General features: G+C 63.4%; 17 protein-coding genes and 1 pseudogene. 8 read left to right on the top strand and 10 right to left on the bottom strand.

Annotation, left to right across the window (positions count from 1 at the left end; all coding sequences use genetic code 11):
• The 4 genes and pseudogenes from RHODMAR_RS23565 to RHODMAR_RS23580 all read right to left on the bottom strand — a co-directional run.
• Positions 1-341: pseudogene (locus tag RHODMAR_RS23565) on the bottom strand (fatty acid desaturase family protein); the annotation flags it as partial.
• A 24-nt stretch (positions 342-365) separates the two neighbouring features.
• A complete protein-coding gene (locus RHODMAR_RS23570; RefSeq protein WP_042940189.1) occupies positions 366-1463 on the bottom strand; it encodes a ferredoxin reductase in 1098 nt (365 codons plus the stop codon).
• A 100-nt stretch (positions 1464-1563) separates the two neighbouring features.
• On the bottom strand, positions 1564-3075 hold the full coding sequence (locus RHODMAR_RS23575; protein WP_008719704.1) for an FAD-dependent oxidoreductase: 1512 nt from the start codon (positions 3073-3075) through the stop codon (positions 1564-1566).
• 38 nt (positions 3076-3113) lie between these two features.
• The gene (locus RHODMAR_RS23580; RefSeq protein ID WP_008719706.1) at positions 3114-4019 is read right to left on the bottom strand and encodes an AurF N-oxygenase family protein; all 906 of its coding nucleotides are present in this window, start codon (positions 4017-4019) and stop codon (positions 3114-3116) included.
• A gap of 272 nt (positions 4020-4291) precedes the next feature.
• Here RHODMAR_RS23580 and RHODMAR_RS23585 point away from each other — a divergent pair, with 272 nt between their 5' ends.
• From RHODMAR_RS23585 to RHODMAR_RS23615, 7 genes are read left to right on the top strand one after another with little or no spacing between them, the layout of a single operon-like run.
• A complete protein-coding gene (locus RHODMAR_RS23585; protein ID WP_008719708.1) occupies positions 4292-4957 on the top strand; it encodes an HAD family hydrolase in 666 nt (221 codons plus the stop codon).
• A 30-nt stretch (positions 4958-4987) separates the two neighbouring features.
• Entirely contained in the window at positions 4988-6199 is a 1212-nt protein-coding gene (locus RHODMAR_RS23590; RefSeq protein ID WP_008719709.1) for a sedoheptulose 7-phosphate cyclase, read from the top strand.
• Entirely contained in the window at positions 6196-6996 is an 801-nt protein-coding gene (locus tag RHODMAR_RS23595; RefSeq protein WP_008719711.1) for an O-methyltransferase, read from the top strand. The genes RHODMAR_RS23590 and RHODMAR_RS23595 overlap by 4 nt, the downstream gene beginning before the upstream one ends.
• Positions 6993-8279, top strand: a complete 1287-nt coding sequence (locus RHODMAR_RS23600) for an ATP-grasp enzyme-like protein (protein WP_008719713.1) — start codon at positions 6993-6995, stop codon at positions 8277-8279. The genes RHODMAR_RS23595 and RHODMAR_RS23600 overlap by 4 nt, the downstream gene beginning before the upstream one ends.
• Complete coding sequence (locus tag RHODMAR_RS23605; RefSeq protein ID WP_008719715.1) at positions 8279-9301, top strand: D-alanine--D-alanine ligase family protein; 1023 nt, start codon at positions 8279-8281, stop codon at positions 9299-9301. The genes RHODMAR_RS23600 and RHODMAR_RS23605 overlap by 1 nt, the downstream gene beginning before the upstream one ends.
• The gene (locus RHODMAR_RS23610; protein WP_008719717.1) at positions 9298-10050 is read left to right on the top strand and encodes a TauD/TfdA dioxygenase family protein; all 753 of its coding nucleotides are present in this window, start codon (positions 9298-9300) and stop codon (positions 10048-10050) included. The genes RHODMAR_RS23605 and RHODMAR_RS23610 overlap by 4 nt, the downstream gene beginning before the upstream one ends.
• Before the next feature lie 51 nt (positions 10051-10101).
• A complete protein-coding gene (locus tag RHODMAR_RS23615) occupies positions 10102-10827 on the top strand; it encodes a YoaK family protein (protein ID WP_051048254.1) in 726 nt (241 codons plus the stop codon).
• Positions 10828-10840: 13 nt separating this feature from the next.
• On the opposite strand, the gene RHODMAR_RS27140 is transcribed toward RHODMAR_RS23615, so the two are convergent.
• Entirely contained in the window at positions 10841-11455 is a 615-nt protein-coding gene (locus RHODMAR_RS27140) for a TetR/AcrR family transcriptional regulator (protein WP_008719720.1), read from the bottom strand.
• A gap of 81 nt (positions 11456-11536) precedes the next feature.
• Here RHODMAR_RS27140 and RHODMAR_RS23625 point away from each other — a divergent pair, with 81 nt between their 5' ends.
• The gene (locus RHODMAR_RS23625) at positions 11537-12400 is read left to right on the top strand and encodes a DAPG hydrolase family protein (RefSeq protein ID WP_198289525.1); all 864 of its coding nucleotides are present in this window, start codon (positions 11537-11539) and stop codon (positions 12398-12400) included.
• 28 nt (positions 12401-12428) lie between these two features.
• On the opposite strand, the gene RHODMAR_RS23630 is transcribed toward RHODMAR_RS23625, so the two are convergent.
• From RHODMAR_RS23630 to RHODMAR_RS23650, 5 genes are all read right to left on the bottom strand, one after another.
• Entirely contained in the window at positions 12429-13148 is a 720-nt protein-coding gene (locus tag RHODMAR_RS23630; protein ID WP_008719724.1) for a haloacid dehalogenase type II, read from the bottom strand.
• Positions 13149-13217: 69 nt separating this feature from the next.
• The gene (locus tag RHODMAR_RS23635; RefSeq protein ID WP_008719726.1) at positions 13218-13793 is read right to left on the bottom strand and encodes a hypothetical protein; all 576 of its coding nucleotides are present in this window, start codon (positions 13791-13793) and stop codon (positions 13218-13220) included.
• Between the two features lie 28 nt (positions 13794-13821).
• Positions 13822-14757 carry a pirin family protein gene (locus RHODMAR_RS23640; protein ID WP_008719728.1) on the bottom strand — a complete coding sequence of 312 codons (936 nt, stop codon included), beginning with the start codon at positions 14755-14757 and terminating at the stop codon, positions 13822-13824.
• Positions 14758-14840: 83 nt separating this feature from the next.
• Positions 14841-15182, bottom strand: coding sequence for a GNAT family N-acetyltransferase (locus tag RHODMAR_RS23645; protein ID WP_008719730.1), 342 nt, complete (start codon positions 15180-15182; stop codon positions 14841-14843).
• A gap of 49 nt (positions 15183-15231) precedes the next feature.
• Positions 15232-16515: a glycoside hydrolase family 16 protein gene (locus tag RHODMAR_RS23650; RefSeq protein WP_008719733.1), complete on the bottom strand. Its 1284-nt coding sequence runs from the start codon at positions 16513-16515 to the stop codon at positions 15232-15234.
• Between the last annotated feature and the right edge of the window lie 58 nt (positions 16516-16573).

A 16573-nucleotide genomic window follows, 5' to 3' on the forward strand; every position in this document is an offset into this window, starting at 1 on the left:
GGATCGTTCATCCAGTCCCACTGGCCGTGCATGACGTTGTGGCCGATCTCCATGTTCTCGAGGATCTTAGCGATTCCTAGGCAGGCGGTGCCGGCCAGCCACGCGGGCTTGCTGGTGGATCCCAGCAACAGAACGCGTCCCGCTACCAGGAGCTGACGCTGCGCGGCGATCACCGAGGTGATGTATTTGCGGTCCTTGTCACCGAGACTCGAGTACACCTCGTCGTGAATGGCGTCGAACTCCTTGGCGAGTTCGGCGATGGTCTCATCACTGAGGTGTGCCAGTGGATTCACCGGCTCCCCCGTGTCGGTCGTGCGCCTGGTTGTTTCGTCGATACTCATTGAATCCCCTGTTCGATGCAAAGATCAAAGTTCGATTTCGATGTCGCCCTCAGCTGTGTTGACACAGATTCTTACCGCTTGCCCCGTAGGTTCGGAGATATCCCCGTTACGTAGGTCACGTAAACGCCCCTTTTTCAGGGTACCTACACAGGTGTGGCAGATGCCGATGCGGCAGCCGAACGTCAGATCCAGTCCGGCCTCCTCACCTGCGGCGAGAATCGTTGTACCGCCGTCGCATTCGACGTCCTTCTTGCTGTTGACGAACCGGACGGTGCCACCCTCACCTGCGTCGTCTCCCCCGCCGATGACCGGCTGGAAACTCTCGTAATGGAACCGGTCGGATTCACCCTGGTCTTTCCAATAGGAGCGCAGATCGTCCAGATGTTCGCCCGGGCCGGAGCAGAATGCTTCCCTCTCACGCCAATCCGGGACCAGCTCGTCCAATTCGGACGCCTTCATTCGGCCTTCGTCACTGGTGACACGCAGTTTTACCGACAGCCCGTCGTGCTTGGCTTCGAGCTCGGCGAGGGTGTCGGCGAACATCAGCTGCTCCCGGTTGTGCACCGAGTGCACCACGACGACGTCGGTTACCTGATCGTGGTGATCGAGGGCGCGCAACATGCTGATGATCGGCGTGATGCCACTGCCGGCGCTGATGAAGACCATCTTCTCCGGGACAGGGCTCGGCAGAGTGAATTCGCCCTCCACCTCGCTGAGGCGAACGATATCGCCGGTCCTGATGGTGCCCACCAGATAGGGCGAGACAGTGCCCGACGGCACCAGCTTCGGGCTCACACTGACCAGCCCGTCCACCGGATCCGGATCGGATGTCAACGAATACGCCCGCCAGTGGTACCGACCGTCGATCAGGACTCCGAGCCGGACGTACTGCCCGGGCGTGTGACCGGCCCACTCGAAACCCGGTCGGATGTAGACCGAGACGGCCTCGGAACCCTCCGGGGTGATCCGCTCGACCTTGCCGCGAAGTTCCTGAGTGGTCCACAAAGGATTGATCATCGAGAGGTAGTCGTCAGGCCGGAGCGGATTGAACAACGACCGGACTGCGCGCAGCATCGTCCGTCTTACAAAAGAAACCTGGGGCTTGGCCCCCCGTTCAGCCATACCCAACGGTAACCCCGACCGGCGCACTGCGCGCCGAAATCGGTCAGACTCCCAATGACACTGCTACACAGGGTGAGCAGAACCAGACAACACCCAGGTCTCAGCGCGCTCGCGAGACCCTGTCCCCCAACGCCGCGCTCACTTTTCCGTACCACCCGACCGGACGCGCCGAACCCCGAGTGGGTACGTCGGCCAGCAGTGCTTCGGCTGTTTCCTCGGCGTCGATCTTGTTGTCGCCGATGCCGCCGGTGGCACCTCGCTTGGCCCATCCGACCACATAGCAGCCCGGAACAGGAGTGCCGTCGGCTGCAGTGATGCGTCCGCCGTCGTTGCGAACAGTGCCGGTGATGTCGTCGAACGGGATCCCCGGTGACGGCGTTCCGCGATATCCGATCGCGAGCAGAACCAGTTCGGTAGGCACGCTGACGGCGTGGTCACCGACGCCTACCTCGATGGACTTCACCGAGCCCTGCCCGTCGGCCCCTCGGCCGGACAGCGTGGAAGGAGCTCGGCCGAACGCAAAGACGATCCGGCGCCCGTCGGCGCGTGAGCCCAACTCGACACGCGGTGCACCGGCGAGAGCCGAGGCCGAGGCCGACAACGGCAGTCGATCGATCGCGTCGACAATTCCGTCCGGTCCTGCCACGACGACGTTCACGTCCGGGCGGTCGACCAGAGCCTTGCACTCCGAGCGCGTGAAAGCCGCGAACTCGGGCCCACGACGAGCGAGGACGACGACCTCGTGCACCCGATTGCGACGCAACTCGGCGAGCGCGTGCGGGGCGATCTCGGTTCCGTCGAGCTGGTCCGGGTCGGCGGTGAGTATGCGAGCCGCATCGAGTGCGACGTTGCCGTTTCCGATGATGGTGACTCGGTCGACTCCGCCGAGGTCGATCGCGTCGGCGGGTACGTCGGGGTGACCGGTGTACCAGCCCACCAGAGTGCGCGCGCTGATCGACCCGACGAGGTCCATCCCGGGAATCTCGAGTGCGCGATCCGTGTCTGCACCGACGGCGTAGACGACCGAGTCGAACTTTCGAGCCAGTTCCACATGATCGATGTCCTTGCCCACCTCGACGCCGAGCTTCATCGACACCCGCGGGTGCGCGAAGATTCCACGGAAATGTTCGCTGATGCGTCGCGTACCCAGGTGATCGGGTGCGACGCCGTAGCGCGCCAGGCCACCCGCGGTGCGCAGGCGGTCGTAGAACGTGATTTTCGTTCCGGGCACACGCAGCAGAGCCTGTGCGGTGTAGCAGGCGGCCGGCCCCGTTCCGACGATCGCGATGCTGATCGGAGGTAGTTCGTTGACCGTGGCCACCGGGAATTTGGGTTCGCCCCATTCCGCGACGGCAGGCTTGTCGCGGTAGTACTCGGCGTTGATCTCGGCGTAGATCTGCTGGTCCGGCGTCAATCGGGACACCCGGGTGATGGCATCGACCGGGCAGGCGTCGGCGCAGGCTCCACAGTCGATGCACGAGCGCGGATCGATGTAGAGCAAGTCGGTCTTACCGAAGTCCGGCTCGTCGGGCGTCGGATGGATGCAGTTGACCGGGCACACCGACAGGCAGGATGCGTCGTTGCAACAGTTCTGCGTGATCGCGAACGGCATGGGTTCTCAGATGTCCTTCACGGCCTCGAAAAGAGTGGTCAGAGCATGTGCAGACGACGGTAGATCATCTCGGCCGGCTTGGTGATCAAACCGCAGTCGAGAAGGAACGCCATCAGGTGCTCACTCGAGGTGCGCATCATCGTGTGGTGGTGAGCGTTGTTCTTCGCTTCCTTCACGGCGCGATCGACATCGAGGCCGGCAGCTGCGTAGACCTCCTTGTTGACCATGTTGGACACGATCATGCGGGCGGCGATCGCGACCACGAGCGCACTGGCCTTGCGCCGTGCCGGGCTCTTCTCGGCGATTTCCTCACGCATTTGCGCACGCGCGAACGTCATGTGCCGCGATTCTTCGACGACGTGGATCTTGCTGGTGGTGCGCACGAGGGGCAGCACGTTCTCGCCACGCATCCAATCGCGTTGCATGACATCGAGAACCTCTTCGGCGACGAGGATGCCGCCGTAGGCGACCTCGGCGGAGGCGAGAGCCTTGAACCCACGGCCGAGCTCGATGCTCGATCGGCGTGGCAGGTAGGCCTTGATGCCCATCTTCTGGCAGGCCCGCGCGAACATGATCGAGTGACGGCACTCGTCGGCGATTTCGGTGAGCGCGAACTGGAAGTCCGAGTTCGAGGAGTCCTTGCAGTACTGATCGCGCAGAACCATCTGCTGCAGGATCATCTCGAACCAGATGCCGGTGCTCATGATCGAGCAGACCTCGTGACGCGTGAGCGTGATGCGCTGCTCCTCGCTCATCTCGTCCCACAACGTCGTGCCGTACAGGGTGCTCCACTCCGGGTTGAGCCCGTAGAGCGAGGGATCGAGGTCGGCCTCCCAGTCGACCTCCTCGGACGGGTCGTACGACAGCTGGGCGGCGGAATCGAGCAAACGTGCGGAGACATCCTCGGGCTCGAGGACATCGTTCCTGGGAAGCGTGCTGGTCATCGCCGTGGTTCCTTCCATCGTCGAGAAGTGCAGGTAACTGTTACGAACGTTACCAGGTACTTGCCGACACAGATAGTAGATCGGTCGAATTCGTCTGCATGTTCATCCGATGCGCCGGCCTGGATCGTCCGTCGACTGACCGATCGAGCACCCCGAAAAATTCGAAGGTTTCCATTTCGGTGTCCTCGGGGCATACCCCCGCAACCACATCACCCCTCAGCGCACTCGCGAGACGTCGACCGATACAACGTCTCTCGTCCCGAAAGGCACTCATGCCCGCAATTCTGTTCGGCTCGATCAGCACGCTCGTCGACACCTCCGAACTGCAACGTCGCTCGTTCAACGAGGCTTTCGCGGCCCACGATCTGAACTGGAACTGGTCCCGGGAGGACTACAAGTCCATGCTCGGATCGAACGGTGGAGCCGACCGGATCAGCCAGTACGCCTCGGACACCGGCACCGACGTCGATGCCGCAGCCGTGCACGCCACCAAGTCGGAGATCTTCCAACGGCTGATCGGCGAAACGGACGTCAAGACCCGCCCCGGTGTGGCCGACACGATCGACTCCGCCAAGGCGAACGGCCTGAAGGTGGGCTTCGTGACGACCACCTCACGGGAGAACATCGATGCGCTGCTGGCAGCTCTGAGCCCCGAACTCACCGCCGACTCGTTCGACGTCATCGTCGACGCCTCGTCCGTCGACGCAGGCAAGCCCGATCCGGCCGCCTACACATTCGCCCTGAACACCCTGGGCGAGAACGCTTCCGACTCCGTGGCGATCGAGGACAACTCCGGTGGAGTGCTGGCCGCCGTCGCCGCAGGCATCACCTGTGTCGCTTTCCCCAATCAGAACACTGCCGACGCCGATTTCGGCTCGGCATCCGAAACAGTCGACGCGCTGGACCCCGAGCGCGTCCGAGCTCTGCTCGCAATCTGACCTTTCAGCCCATCTCATCAGGAGTAACCAGTGAGCAATCTTCAAGCCCAGGTCGTTGCCGGGGACAGGTCGTTTCGCGTCGAAGGATACGAGCGCATCGAATACGACCTGCTCTACGTGGACGGTGTGTTCGAGCCGGAGAACACCGAATTGGCCGATAGCTACCGCCCGTACGGCCGTGCCTTGATGGTCGTGGACGAGTCGGTTCACCAGATCTACGGCGACCGAATCAAGGCGTACTTCGATCATCACGACCTCGCGTTGACGGTGGTCCCGGTGCAGATCAGAGAGACCGCCAAATCACTGGAGACGTTCGAGCGCATCGTCGGAGAATTCGATGCGTTCGGACTGGTACGCACCGAACCGGTCCTGGTGGTCGGCGGCGGATTGACCACCGACGTAGCAGGTTTCGCGTGCGCCAGCTATCGCCGCAACACCCCGTACATCCGCATTCCCACCACCCTGATCGGCTTGATCGACGCGAGCGTATCCATCAAAGTGGCGGTCAACTACGGCAAACACAAGAACCGACTCGGTGCGTACCACGCGTCGCAGAAGGTGCTGCTCGACTTCTCGTTCCTCGGCACCCTGCCGGAGGACCAGGTGCGCAATGGCATGGCCGAGCTGATCAAGATCTCCGTCGTCGGAAATCTGGAGATCTTCGAGTTGCTCGAACAGTACGGCCCCGAACTGCTGCGCACCCGCTTCGGTCACCTCGACGGCACACCGGAATTGCGTTCGGTAGCAGACCGACTGACCTACTCCGCAATCGCGACGATGCTCGAGCTCGAGGCTCCCAACCTGCACGAGATCGACCTCGATCGCGTCATCGCCTTCGGACACACCTGGAGTCCGACCCTGGAACTGACGCCACCCGCCCCGTTCTTCCACGGCCACGCCATCAACATCGACATGGCTCTGTCGACGACGGTCGCCGAACAACGTGGACACCTGTCCACTGCTGACCGTGATCGAGTGCTGGGTGTCATGAGCAGCATCGGGCTGGCGCTCGACAGCCCGTACCTGACACCCGAGTTGCTCTCCGAGGCAACCGCATCGATCCTCAAGACCCGCGACGGCATCCTGCGTGCGGCAGTGCCCGATCCGATCGGCACCTGCCGCTTCCTCAACGATCTCGATGTGGGCGAGTTGGCCGATGTGCTGACACTGCACAAGAAGATCTGCCTCGACTTTCCACGCGCGGGCGAGGGACTGGACATGTTCACCGCACCGACGCCGTGACCGAGGACCCGCGACCGGTCACCCCGACCACCATCCTGGCGCGCGAGCTCGGCGAGATAGCCGCCCTGCTCGACGCCGGCACCGGGGTGACCGACGAGTTGACCACCCGTGTTCATCGAGCCCGCGATCTTGCCGCGGGACTCGACCCGTACCTCGACACCTGTACCACCTCCGAATCCGCGGCGCTGTCGGCACTGGCGTCGCGGACCCGCTCCGCGGACTGGGGATCACGTGACGTGATCTCCGGTTCCGGGCCCCTGGAGATGGAAATGCTCTCCGGTCACGTGGAAGGACGCTTCCTCGCGTTCCTCGTTCACATGACCCGGGCGGTTCGAGTACTCGAGATCGGTATGTTCACCGGTTACTCGGCGTTGGCAATGGCCGAGGCGCTCCCGGTCGGCGGAGAGGTGGTCGCCTGCGAGGTGGATCCGTACGTGGCCGAGTTCGCGCAGTCCTGTTTCGCGGAATCGGTTGCCGGATCGGCCGTCACGGTGGAGGTGGGGCCGGCACTCGATACCCTGCGCCGGCTCGACGGGACGTTCGACCTGGTGTTCGTCGACGCCGACAAAACTGGCTATCGCGCGTACGTGGACTACTTGCTGAGCAGCGATTTGCTGTCGGAGGGTGCGGTGATCGCCGTCGACAACACCCTGCTGCAGGGCCAGCCTTACTCCGATCGACCCACCGAGAACGGCCGGGCCATCGCCGAATTCAACGAGTACGTCGCGAACGACCCCCGCGTGCAGCAGGTTCTGCTGCCGTTGCGCGACGGAGTCACTCTGATCCGGCGCGCATGATCCGAACCGTTGCAGCGCTGGTCGGTCTTGCGGTCACCCTCCCCGTCGACATCGCGGCGGCGGGGTTCGCCGCGATAGTCGGCAGCCGGCCCACCGTCCACAGAACCGAGTCGCCCAGGACGGTGCTGATCAGCGGCGGGAAGATGACCAAGGCTCTGCAGCTGGCCCGGTCCTTCCATCTCGCCGGCCATCGCGTGATCATGGTGGAGAGTGCCAAGTACCGATTCACCGGCCATCGCTTCTCGCGCGCAGTCGACCGTTTCCACTGCGTGCCCGAGCCGGGAGATTCGGACTATGCACAGGCTCTGCTCGATATCGTCCAACGTGAAAATGTCGACGTCTTCGTACCAGTGGCCAGCCCAGCGGCGAGCATTCACGATGCGGACGCCAAGGCCCTGCTCGATCCGCACTGCGAGGTGATCCACGGGGATTCCGACACCGTGCGGATGGTCGATGACAAGTCCCGATTCTCGGAGCACGCAGCATCATTGGGGCTGCGAGTTCCCGACTTTCGGCGAATCACCGATCCCGCTCAGATCGAGGAGTTCGAGTTTCCACCGGGCCGTGAGTACATCCTCAAGCGGATCTCGTACAACCCGGTCGGCCGCATGGACCTGACGCGGCTGTCGGCGCTCACGCCCGAACGCAACACCAGATTTGCCCGGAGCCTGCACATCTCGGAACGCGATCCGTGGATTCTGCAGGAATTCATCGCCGGTCAGGAGTACTGCACTCACGGCACGGTCAAAGATGGCCGCCTGCAGGTGTATTGCTGCTGCGTGTCCTCGGCCTTTCAAGTCAACTACGAGATGGTCGACAAGCCCGAGATACTCAGCTGGGTCGAAACATTCGTCTCGTCCCTGGGCGTGAGCGGGCAACTGTCGTTCGACTTCATCGAGTCGGCGGCCGATGGCCACATCTATGCCATCGAATGCAACCCGCGCACCCACTCGGCCATCACGATGTTCTACGACCATCCCGACCTCGCCGCGGCGTATCTCGACGACGGCCACCCGGTGATCGTGCCGCGGACCACGGCTCGGCCGACGTACTGGATCTACCACGAGCTGTGGCGTCTGGTCACCGAAGGTGGCCGCAAAGCACGGCTCTGCAGCATCTTTCGAGGCACGGATGCGATCCTGGCGGGCTGGGATCCGTTGCCGTACCTGCTGGTGCACCACCTCCAGATTCCGTCGCTGCTGGTGCGCAATCTCTCCGCTCGGCGCGGATGGTCTCGCATCGACTTCAATATCGGCAAGCTCGTAGAGAACGGAGGCGACTGATGACCCTGTCGGTCCTGGTACTCGTCGGATCCTCGGTGGACCAATTCCATTGCGATCTGTCTCGGGTGTACGCGAGCGGCTTTCTCGACGCGCTCGGCAGCGATCCCGCGTACCGGTTCGAGGTGGCGTTCGTCTCCCCCGGCGGCCTGTGGAGCTTTCCGGGCAACATCGACCCTGTCAGTGTGGCTGCCGCACAACAGCTGTCGCTGGCGCAGGCAGTGGAGGTCATGTCCTCGTGGCAGTTCGACGTCATGGTGCCGCAGATGTTCTGTCTGCCCGGCATGACGACCTACCGCAGCCTGTTCGATCTGATGGACGTGCCGTACGTCGGCAACGACTCCGCAGTCATGGCCATGACTGCGGACAAGGCTCTGGCACGTGCCATCGTCGCCGCCGCCGGAGTCGCCGTCCCCGCCGGCGTGGTGGTTCGGAGCGGCGACGACATCGAGCTCGAACTCCCGGTCGTCGTCAAGCCAGTGGATTCGGACAACTCGATGGGTGTCACCCTGGTTCACGACGAGGACTCGTTGGCATCCGCAGTCCACGATGCCCTCACGTATTCCGCTGCCGCACTGGTGGAGTCGTACATTCCTCTCGGCCGCGAGGTCCGCTGCGGCATCATCGAGGCCGACGGCGAGCTGGTGTGCCTTCCCCTCGAGGAGTACGCCGTCGAGTCCGTCCGCTCGAGTGCCGACAAGTTGAATCGTACCGCGGACGGGGATCTGTACCTGGTCGCCAAGCAGCAGACCAAGGCGTGGATCGTGGACACTTCCGATCCGATCACCGACAAGGTCTGGGCCGCAGCGCGATCGTGTTATCGATCGCTCGGCTGTCGGCACTACGGGCTCTTCGACTTTCGTATCGATCCCGACGGGGAACCGTGGTTCCTCGAAGCCGGCCTGTACTGCTCGTACTCGCCCTCGAGCGTGCTCGCAGTGATGGCTGCGGCTGCCGGTATCCCGGTGGATCGACTGTTCGCGCGATCGCTCGAACAGCTGTCGGTGAAGGAGCTTTCGTCATGACGCTGGGTATGGAGATTCGCGCTCTGGATCTGGACTCGGCTTCGGTCGACGACATGCGAACGCAGTTGGCCGAACACGGTGTTCTGATTCTGCGGGATCAACCACTGGACGATCGACGCTTTCTCACGTTCCTCCGCCGGTTCGGAGATCTCATGTTCACCGAGGGCGAGACGCCGGTGGCGGGCTACCCGGACCTGAACGTGGTCAGCAACGTCGGCCGCACCACGCCACCGAAGTCGACGTTTCACGTCGACACCACGTACGTGCCGAATCCACCGGCCTACACCGCATTACGTGCAGTGTCCGTTCCGGCGGTCGGTGGCAGCACGCTGTTCAGCGACCAGTACGCGGCGTACGAGAGTTTGCCTGCGACCGTGAAAGCGGACCTGGCCGGACGCACGGTGACGCACCGAGTGACCGGGGTGGCGTCGGACACCGAATCCTCTGCCGAACATCCACTGCTGGCAGTACATCCCGTATCCGGCCGTACCGCCCTCGCACTGTCTGCGCCCGCACGCTGCGTCGCGATCAGCGGTATGAACTCCGACGAAGCGCACGAGACGATCCGGTATCTGTTCGAGCACTCCACCCGCACGGAAAACGTGCTGCAGCACGCGTGGGCTGCCGACGATGTGGTGATGTGGGACAACCGATGTGTCATGCACCGCGCCGATCACAGTGGCGTCGTAGGAGACCGGGTGATGCACCGCGCCATGGTGGCGAGTACGGAGACCGTATCGGTCGTGTGATCGGCGACTCAAAAGTTTGCCGGTTCGCCGCCTGCCCGGAGAATCGTGTTCATGACATCCCCCCTGTCGATCAGCCGAGACACGGCCGTCGGTGCCGAAGCCCGACTGTCGTGGATATTGTCCGGACTCGCAGGAATGGTGGGTGCCGTCGCGTTCTTGCACTCCGCCGGCTACTTCGTGACCTTCATGACCGGCAACACCGAACGTGCTGTCGTCGGATACTTCGGGCACCCCGACGGCAAGGAGGTTGCTCCCGGAGCATCGCCGTGGGCAGCATTGGCTCTCATGGGTTCGTTCCTGGCCGGAGTAGTGGTCGCCTCGATCTGCCGTCGTCGTTACTGGTCGAATCATCCCCACGGAGCGACGGTGCTGACCACCCTTGCCCTCGCTGCGGCGGCGACGATGGACATCGCGATCTCCGGTTGGTCGTCCAGCAATGTGAACTTCTACCCGATTCTGCTGGTGGCGTTCGCCCTCGGTGCGCTGAACACCGCGTTCACGAAGAAGGAAGAGACGTACATTCCGCTCAGCTATGTCACCGGCACGTTGGTCAAACTGGGCCAGGGTATCGAGCGGCACCTGTTCGGCGGAGGGACGTACTACGACTGGCTTTGCTACACAGCTCTGCTCGGGTCTTTTGCACTCGGTGGGGTGATCGGGGCCTTCATCGGCGTCGTCATCACCGGATCTCAGGTACTACTGATCGCCGCATCGATCAGCTTCGGCGCAACGATCTTCACGTTCACCCACACCGAGCGCCGCTCGGTGTTGGGCTGAAACCACGCCCGCACTAGTCCACGACCAGCGTCGAGGCTCCTACGATCGTCCGCAGCATCTGCTCCACGAAAGGCCGAGCAAGAGGTAGACCGATCAGCACTTGTCGCTGAATCAGGCCCTCGATCATCACGACGAGCGTTTCGGCCACCGCCTGCGGGTCCTGGGAATCGAGCGAGGCCACGATCCACTGGGTGAAAGTGACGAACGTCGATCGCTGAGTGTCGAACAACTCGCGAACCTCGCGGTCGTGCTGGGCCTCGCCGAGCATGATGCTGCGAGCGATCACCCGCTTGGCGGCGTCACCGGTCGTCATCGCTTCGATGAAATCCGCGATTCGGGCCACCACGATGTCGACGCCGAGGGGTTTCGTGTCGACCAGACTGCCGAACGTCGCTCCGGCAATCTCGAAGTCGCGGGCGAACAGTTCCCCCAGCGCCAGATGCAGCAAACGACTTCGAGTGGGCGCGTGGTAGTTCACCGACCCCGGCCCGAGCCCCGCCGCGGCATCCACCGCTCGATGCGTCAGGCCGCGAAAGCCTTTGGTGGCCAGCACCTCGATGGCTGCTGTGGCTATCTCGTCGCGCCGACGCACTCGGGACTCGTCGTCCTTCGGAGAGGCAGGACTCATGTCTCGCAGTGTACTGCCCGGGACATTGACATCCTGCGTTTCCGAGCCCTAGCCTCAACCGATGTTGAGATCGGATGAGCGATGAGTCGAGGTCCGACCAGGCGTCGAGTCGTCGTGGGAGCCGCAGCGGGGTGCGGCAGGCGCTATCAGGGCTATCACGATGCCGATCGAGATCGGCCGTACGCCCGATACATGGCGCAGCGAACATCTCCGGCACCGGCTCCTGTGGCCGATGCCTACGCCGGCCCCGCCTTGCCACCCGGCTCGATACCCGGATTCGGCTCGATCACGAGCGACCTCGCTCCCACCGGCTACTCGACCGTCGAGACCGGATACGGGCAAAGTGCCGATGGAGTCGCGTTCGCGGCAGTCCGCACCGTGATGCCGCGGGTGACGGCGGCGATGTGGGACTGGTGGTTCGGCTGGCACTCCACCGAAGCCGCGCGGTACAAGCTGTGGCACCCCGATGCGCACCTCTACGCCGCCCTCGCCGAGGACAGAACGGGTATGGACATTCCCGACACCGCGAAGTACATCGGGAACACGACGTTCGTGGACGAATACGTCGGTCCGAAGCTGCAGCAACTGGGCATCGGCTTCCGCGATCCGGGGGCGCACGGATTCACCGTTCCGACCGATCAGACGATCGTCTTCGGCAGAGTGGGCAGCTCCATCGCACCGGTGGACCTGGGCTGGCTGGCCCGTCAGGTCCGTCCCGTGGACGGCGGTGCCGAGATGCGCAGTCGATTTCACCTGAATCTTCGCGGACTTCATGTGCCGGACCTGAAGCAGGCCGCATGTGCCGTCCGACGCGGGGCGTCGGTGGACCCGAGCGATCTCGTACTCGGAATCGATCTCGCCCGAGACCTCATGCTGCACTGCGGGCAGGAGATGAACCACCTTGCAGGGTTCCTGCCGGAGCTGTACGAGGAATTCCGGAGCTGACGTCCGTCCCGGGCCGGCCCCGGCTACGTCAGGTCAGACGACTGGCGAGCTGCACGAGGGATGTCGCTTCCACGTCCGGGGCACGAAAGTAGGGCGGATACACAGCGCCGTTGCGGTTGATCCAGGCAGTTGCCAAGCCGGCTCGGTGCGCGCCGTCGATATCCCAGGGATGGACGGCCACGAGCATTGCGTCAGCGGGATCGACTCCGCACGTGTCGAGTGTGTATCGGTACGCACGGGCGGCAGGCTTCCACGCGCCGGCGGCGTCGACGGACAGCAGAGTCTCGAAGTTCTTCCGTACCCCAGCCGACTCGAGCAGTGACTCCGCGACACGGGTGGAGCCGTTGCTGAGTGTGACCACACGGATTCCCAGGCTCGTCAACGCCTCGACACCCTGCGCTACGTCGGGGTGAGGCTCGAGACCGACGAACCCGCTCATGATGTGCTCGACTGCATCATCGACAGACCGATCGAGATCCGTGCCCGACAGCATGACCCGTAGCAGTCCGGACCCGATCTCGGCGAACGAACTCGCTGCGCCCGCCGCAGCAAGAGCGAAGCCGTCGCGAAGCAGGTTGGCGAACCACAACGAGGACATGTCCGGCGACGCGCCGACATCGACGAACCGATCGGCCATCGGCGTCATATCGGAGAGGGTTTCGTTGACGTCGAACACGATCAGCCGCGGTCGGCGCTGCGCAGACCCTCCGAGCTGATTCTGTTCGGGGCCGGTTGCGTCGACGTTCATGTGAAAAATGCTCCCCTGTCTCCGTTTCGTCGAAACGGCTCGAATAGAACAATGGTGGCGGGCGCACGCCTAATGGCCGAGGAACACCTTCGCCAGCACGATGAGCGCAGCGACCGCAGCAGTGGCCAGACCACCGAGCAGTGCCCGAAAAGTCAACGGGTTGCCTCGGATTCGTTGTGTGACAATTTGAATCGAGGCGATCCGCACTACGATGACACCACCGGCTGCAAGCTCGGCCCACTGCGCCGGTAGCACCGACAGCCAACCCAAAACCAGCATCAGCGCCGGGAATGTACCGGAACTCAGGATGGGAATTGCATCGCGCAGTTCCTCGACAGCTTTGAACTTGCGTTGCTCGTCGGTTGCATCACCGTGCGCTTCCGGGATCTGACTACCGGCCACGAAATCGGCGAAAACGTGGGCCAGAAACGTCGTCCCCGCAGTAGCCAGAACCAGCACGGCGGCCGTTCCGTGCTCGATCGACGCCGAGGTCGAGGCGGCGACCGCCGCCAGGATCAGGATGTTGCCGTAGACGTACGCCGACAGCCTCTTGGCCGCCCGCGCGGGCGCGAGCGGCCCGTCCGCGCGGGTGACCGCACGGCGATAGAGCCGAGACCGTCGGATTCGAGACTCGGAGTCGGTCATACCGACGATAGTTGCACGGCTGGTGCGGTCATTCGACGGGAACTCCGAGCCGGCCGGCCTGGTAGTCCTCGAACGCCTGCAGCACTTCGGATTTGGTGTTCATCACGAACGGGCCCGCCATCGCGACGGGTTCGCGAATCGGCTTGCCGCCGAGGACGAACACCTCCAGCGAATCCCCCACCGCCGACGCGGACACCTCGATCGTGTCGCCGCGGCCGAACAATGCCGTCTGCCCCATCCTGACCGGACGCTTCTCCGCGCCCACGGTGCCCTCGCCCGCGAGAACGTAGACGAGTGCGTTGAAATCGCGATTCCACGGCAGCGACAGTGTCGCGCCAGGCGCGATCGTGCTGTGCGAGAGCGCAATCGGAGTGTACGTCGAGCCCGGACCCTGCATGCCCGCGATTTCACCGGCAATGATCCGCACCAGCGCACCACCGTCCGGACTCGAGGCCAGGGCGACCTTGCTGCCGGTGATGTCCTGGTAGCGCGGGTGCGCCATCTTGTTCTCTCGCGGCAGATTGACCCACAGCTGAACCCCGTGGAACAGCCCACCCGACATCACCAGATGCTCCGGCGGGGCCTCGATGTGCAGAATGCCTCCGCCCGCCGTCATCCACTGGGTGTCGCCACCGCTGATGATGCCGCCGCCACCGTGAGAGTCCTTGTGCTCCATGATCCCGTCGATCATGTAGGTGACGGTCTCGAATCCGCGATGCGGGTGCCACGGGGTGCCCTTGGGCTCACCGGGGGCATAGTTCACTTCGCCCATCTGATCCATATGGATGAAGGGATCGAGAGATGCCATGTCCAGACCGGCGAACGCTCGACGAACCGGAAAGCCTTCACCCTCGTATCCGGTCGGTGCCGTCGTGACGGACGTGACCGACCTCGAGGTGGCGGTGGCGTCGGGCGTGGGGATACGGGGCAGGGCGAGGATGTTGTCGACTGTCACTGCGGGCATGGCTGCAACCTTTCGGCAATGTAGTTGACTACGCAACTAGTGTATTTGCACCAACCACGTGCCGTTCGACGGTATTCCCGCGGTCAGCCCTGCTGGTCGGCCAGCCACTGCCTGATCTCGTCGGTCGACTCCTCGACGATGTCGTCGTACTCCGAATGCTTGCTCACGAAGGCGGCCACCATTTCGCAGATCGGAACGATCCGCTTCCCGTCGACCCGGGTGGCGTCGAGTGCATGCTGCACGAGGATCGTTGCCAGGCCGCGTCCGCCGTACGCCGCGTCGACCTCGGTATGGAAGAAGACGCGTCGCGAATCCTCGTCGTCGACGAACTCGGTGAACCCGACCTGCGCGCCCTCCACCGCGATCGTGAAACGATCGGGCTGCTGCGCGATCTCCACCTCGGCACCGGTTTTGTCGACCGTCATGGGTCCCCCTTCTCGTGGCCGGCACCCCACCTATGGGTGCGCAGTTGGATCAGCCTACCCAGCTGTACACCGACACCCAGTCCAGCAGCAGGTGTCCGCTGCTGTTGCCGTTTCCGTTCGTTTCGGTCTGCAGTTCCCAGCGCATGGGGCCCGATGGGACCCATTTCGTGCTGTCCAGTACCACCGTGTTGTCCAGAATGTAGCGAACTCGACCTGGGGACCACTCGATCGTGTAAGTGTGCCAGTCGGTGAAGTTCGCGCCGATGTTCTGCGCGATGTCCTGGCAACCGCCGACGCAGGAGCCCGCACCGGAGTAGTGGTGGAAGCCGCCGACCTGACCCGCGAGACTGCCTTCGGGGAAGTCCATTTCACCGTCGGCAGGCCATCTCTCGGACTGAGGCCACAGCAGCCACGCCACATAGTATTCGGCCAGAGTTGCCGAATCGATCTTGAAACGTGCCGTGTATCGGCCGTAGGTCTGGTTCTGTCCGGCGGCGTTGATCACAGGCGAGACGCTGGCACCGGCCGGGACTCCGTCGACGTTGTGCAGACCGTAGTCGAGCAGGCCGTCATGAGTGGACAGCACAGCGTCGGCTCGATACGGGCGCTTCTGATACGTGTCCTTGTAGCACTTGGGGTAAGTGCGCCACTTCTGATTCTGGGCACCGACATAGACGATCTTGGTGGGGTCGCAGTCATTCGCCCAAGAACCGACAGCCGAAGGCTTGGTGAAGTCATCGACGAAGATCTGCTTCCAACCGGGCAGGTCGCCCGTCGGCGCGGCAACTCCACTCGGCGTGGCTGCGGGAGCCGGTGGCGGTGGAGGGGGAGGAGTGGTCGGGAACGGCGTGGTGGCAGTGACCCACTTCTGCGCAGCAGAACCATTGCACTTCGCCAAGGTGGGTCGATTTCCGTTCGCCTCGCGTGAATTCTGCATGCAAAGATAGGTCTTCTGCAGCAGCGAAATCGATCCATCACCACGTATGGACCACTGTTGAGCGGCTTTACCGTTGCACGCCCACGTGGTCAACCGGACGCCGGCAGCTGCGTAGCCGGACGCCGGTGACAAGCACCGACCCTGCACCCTGATCGTCGCGTCTTCGGTGCCGCTCCAGGTTTGCGCACCGGTGCCGTTGCAATCCCATATCTGAACGGGATTGTTTTGCCCCGTGTAGCCGCCCTTGTTGTCCAGGCAGAAGCCGGCCGGCGTCTTGATGAGTCCCACCGTGGCCGCCTCGGCCTGTGGCGGGTGAACGACGACAGTGGAAAGTAATATCACCGATCCGATGGCTACAAGCGAACGCCTCAGAGCAGAACGGCCCGAAAAATTCATTGTTCCATCCTCTACACGACCCGACGTCATAGTGTGTGCGCGACAAATTGGCGCACAC

Source organism: Rhodococcus sp. AW25M09, assembly GCF_000333955.1.
Lineage (GTDB): Bacteria > Actinomycetota > Actinomycetes > Mycobacteriales > Mycobacteriaceae > Rhodococcoides.

Bases quoted from the DNA above. Each gene is read 5' to 3' on its own strand.
- RHODMAR_RS23610 (WP_008719717.1), top strand. From the start codon at position 9,298: ATGACGCTGGGTATGGAGATTCGCGCTCTGGATCTGGACTCGGCTTCG.
- RHODMAR_RS23640 (WP_008719728.1), bottom strand. From the start codon at position 14,757: ATGCCCGCAGTGACAGTCGACAACATCCTCGCCCTGCCCCGTATCCCC.
- RHODMAR_RS23645 (WP_008719730.1), bottom strand. From the start codon at position 15,182: ATGACGGTCGACAAAACCGGTGCCGAGGTGGAGATCGCGCAGCAGCCC.
- RHODMAR_RS23570 (WP_042940189.1), bottom strand. From the start codon at position 1,463: ATGGCTGAACGGGGGGCCAAGCCCCAGGTTTCTTTTGTAAGACGGACG.
- RHODMAR_RS23630 (WP_008719724.1), bottom strand. From the start codon at position 13,148: ATGAACGTCGACGCAACCGGCCCCGAACAGAATCAGCTCGGAGGGTCT.
- RHODMAR_RS23580 (WP_008719706.1), bottom strand. From the start codon at position 4,019: ATGACCAGCACGCTTCCCAGGAACGATGTCCTCGAGCCCGAGGATGTC.
- RHODMAR_RS23605 (WP_008719715.1), top strand. From the start codon at position 8,279: ATGACCCTGTCGGTCCTGGTACTCGTCGGATCCTCGGTGGACCAATTC.
- RHODMAR_RS23575 (WP_008719704.1), bottom strand. From the start codon at position 3,075: ATGCCGTTCGCGATCACGCAGAACTGTTGCAACGACGCATCCTGCCTG.
- RHODMAR_RS23625 (WP_198289525.1), top strand. From the start codon at position 11,537: ATGAGTCGAGGTCCGACCAGGCGTCGAGTCGTCGTGGGAGCCGCAGCG.
- RHODMAR_RS23650 (WP_008719733.1), bottom strand. From the start codon at position 16,515: ATGAATTTTTCGGGCCGTTCTGCTCTGAGGCGTTCGCTTGTAGCCATC.
- RHODMAR_RS27140 (WP_008719720.1), bottom strand. From the start codon at position 11,455: ATGAGTCCTGCCTCTCCGAAGGACGACGAGTCCCGAGTGCGTCGGCGC.
- RHODMAR_RS23585 (WP_008719708.1), top strand. From the start codon at position 4,292: ATGCCCGCAATTCTGTTCGGCTCGATCAGCACGCTCGTCGACACCTCC.
- RHODMAR_RS23615 (WP_051048254.1), top strand. From the start codon at position 10,102: ATGACATCCCCCCTGTCGATCAGCCGAGACACGGCCGTCGGTGCCGAA.
- RHODMAR_RS23600 (WP_008719713.1), top strand. From the start codon at position 6,993: ATGATCCGAACCGTTGCAGCGCTGGTCGGTCTTGCGGTCACCCTCCCC.
- RHODMAR_RS23635 (WP_008719726.1), bottom strand. From the start codon at position 13,793: ATGACCGACTCCGAGTCTCGAATCCGACGGTCTCGGCTCTATCGCCGT.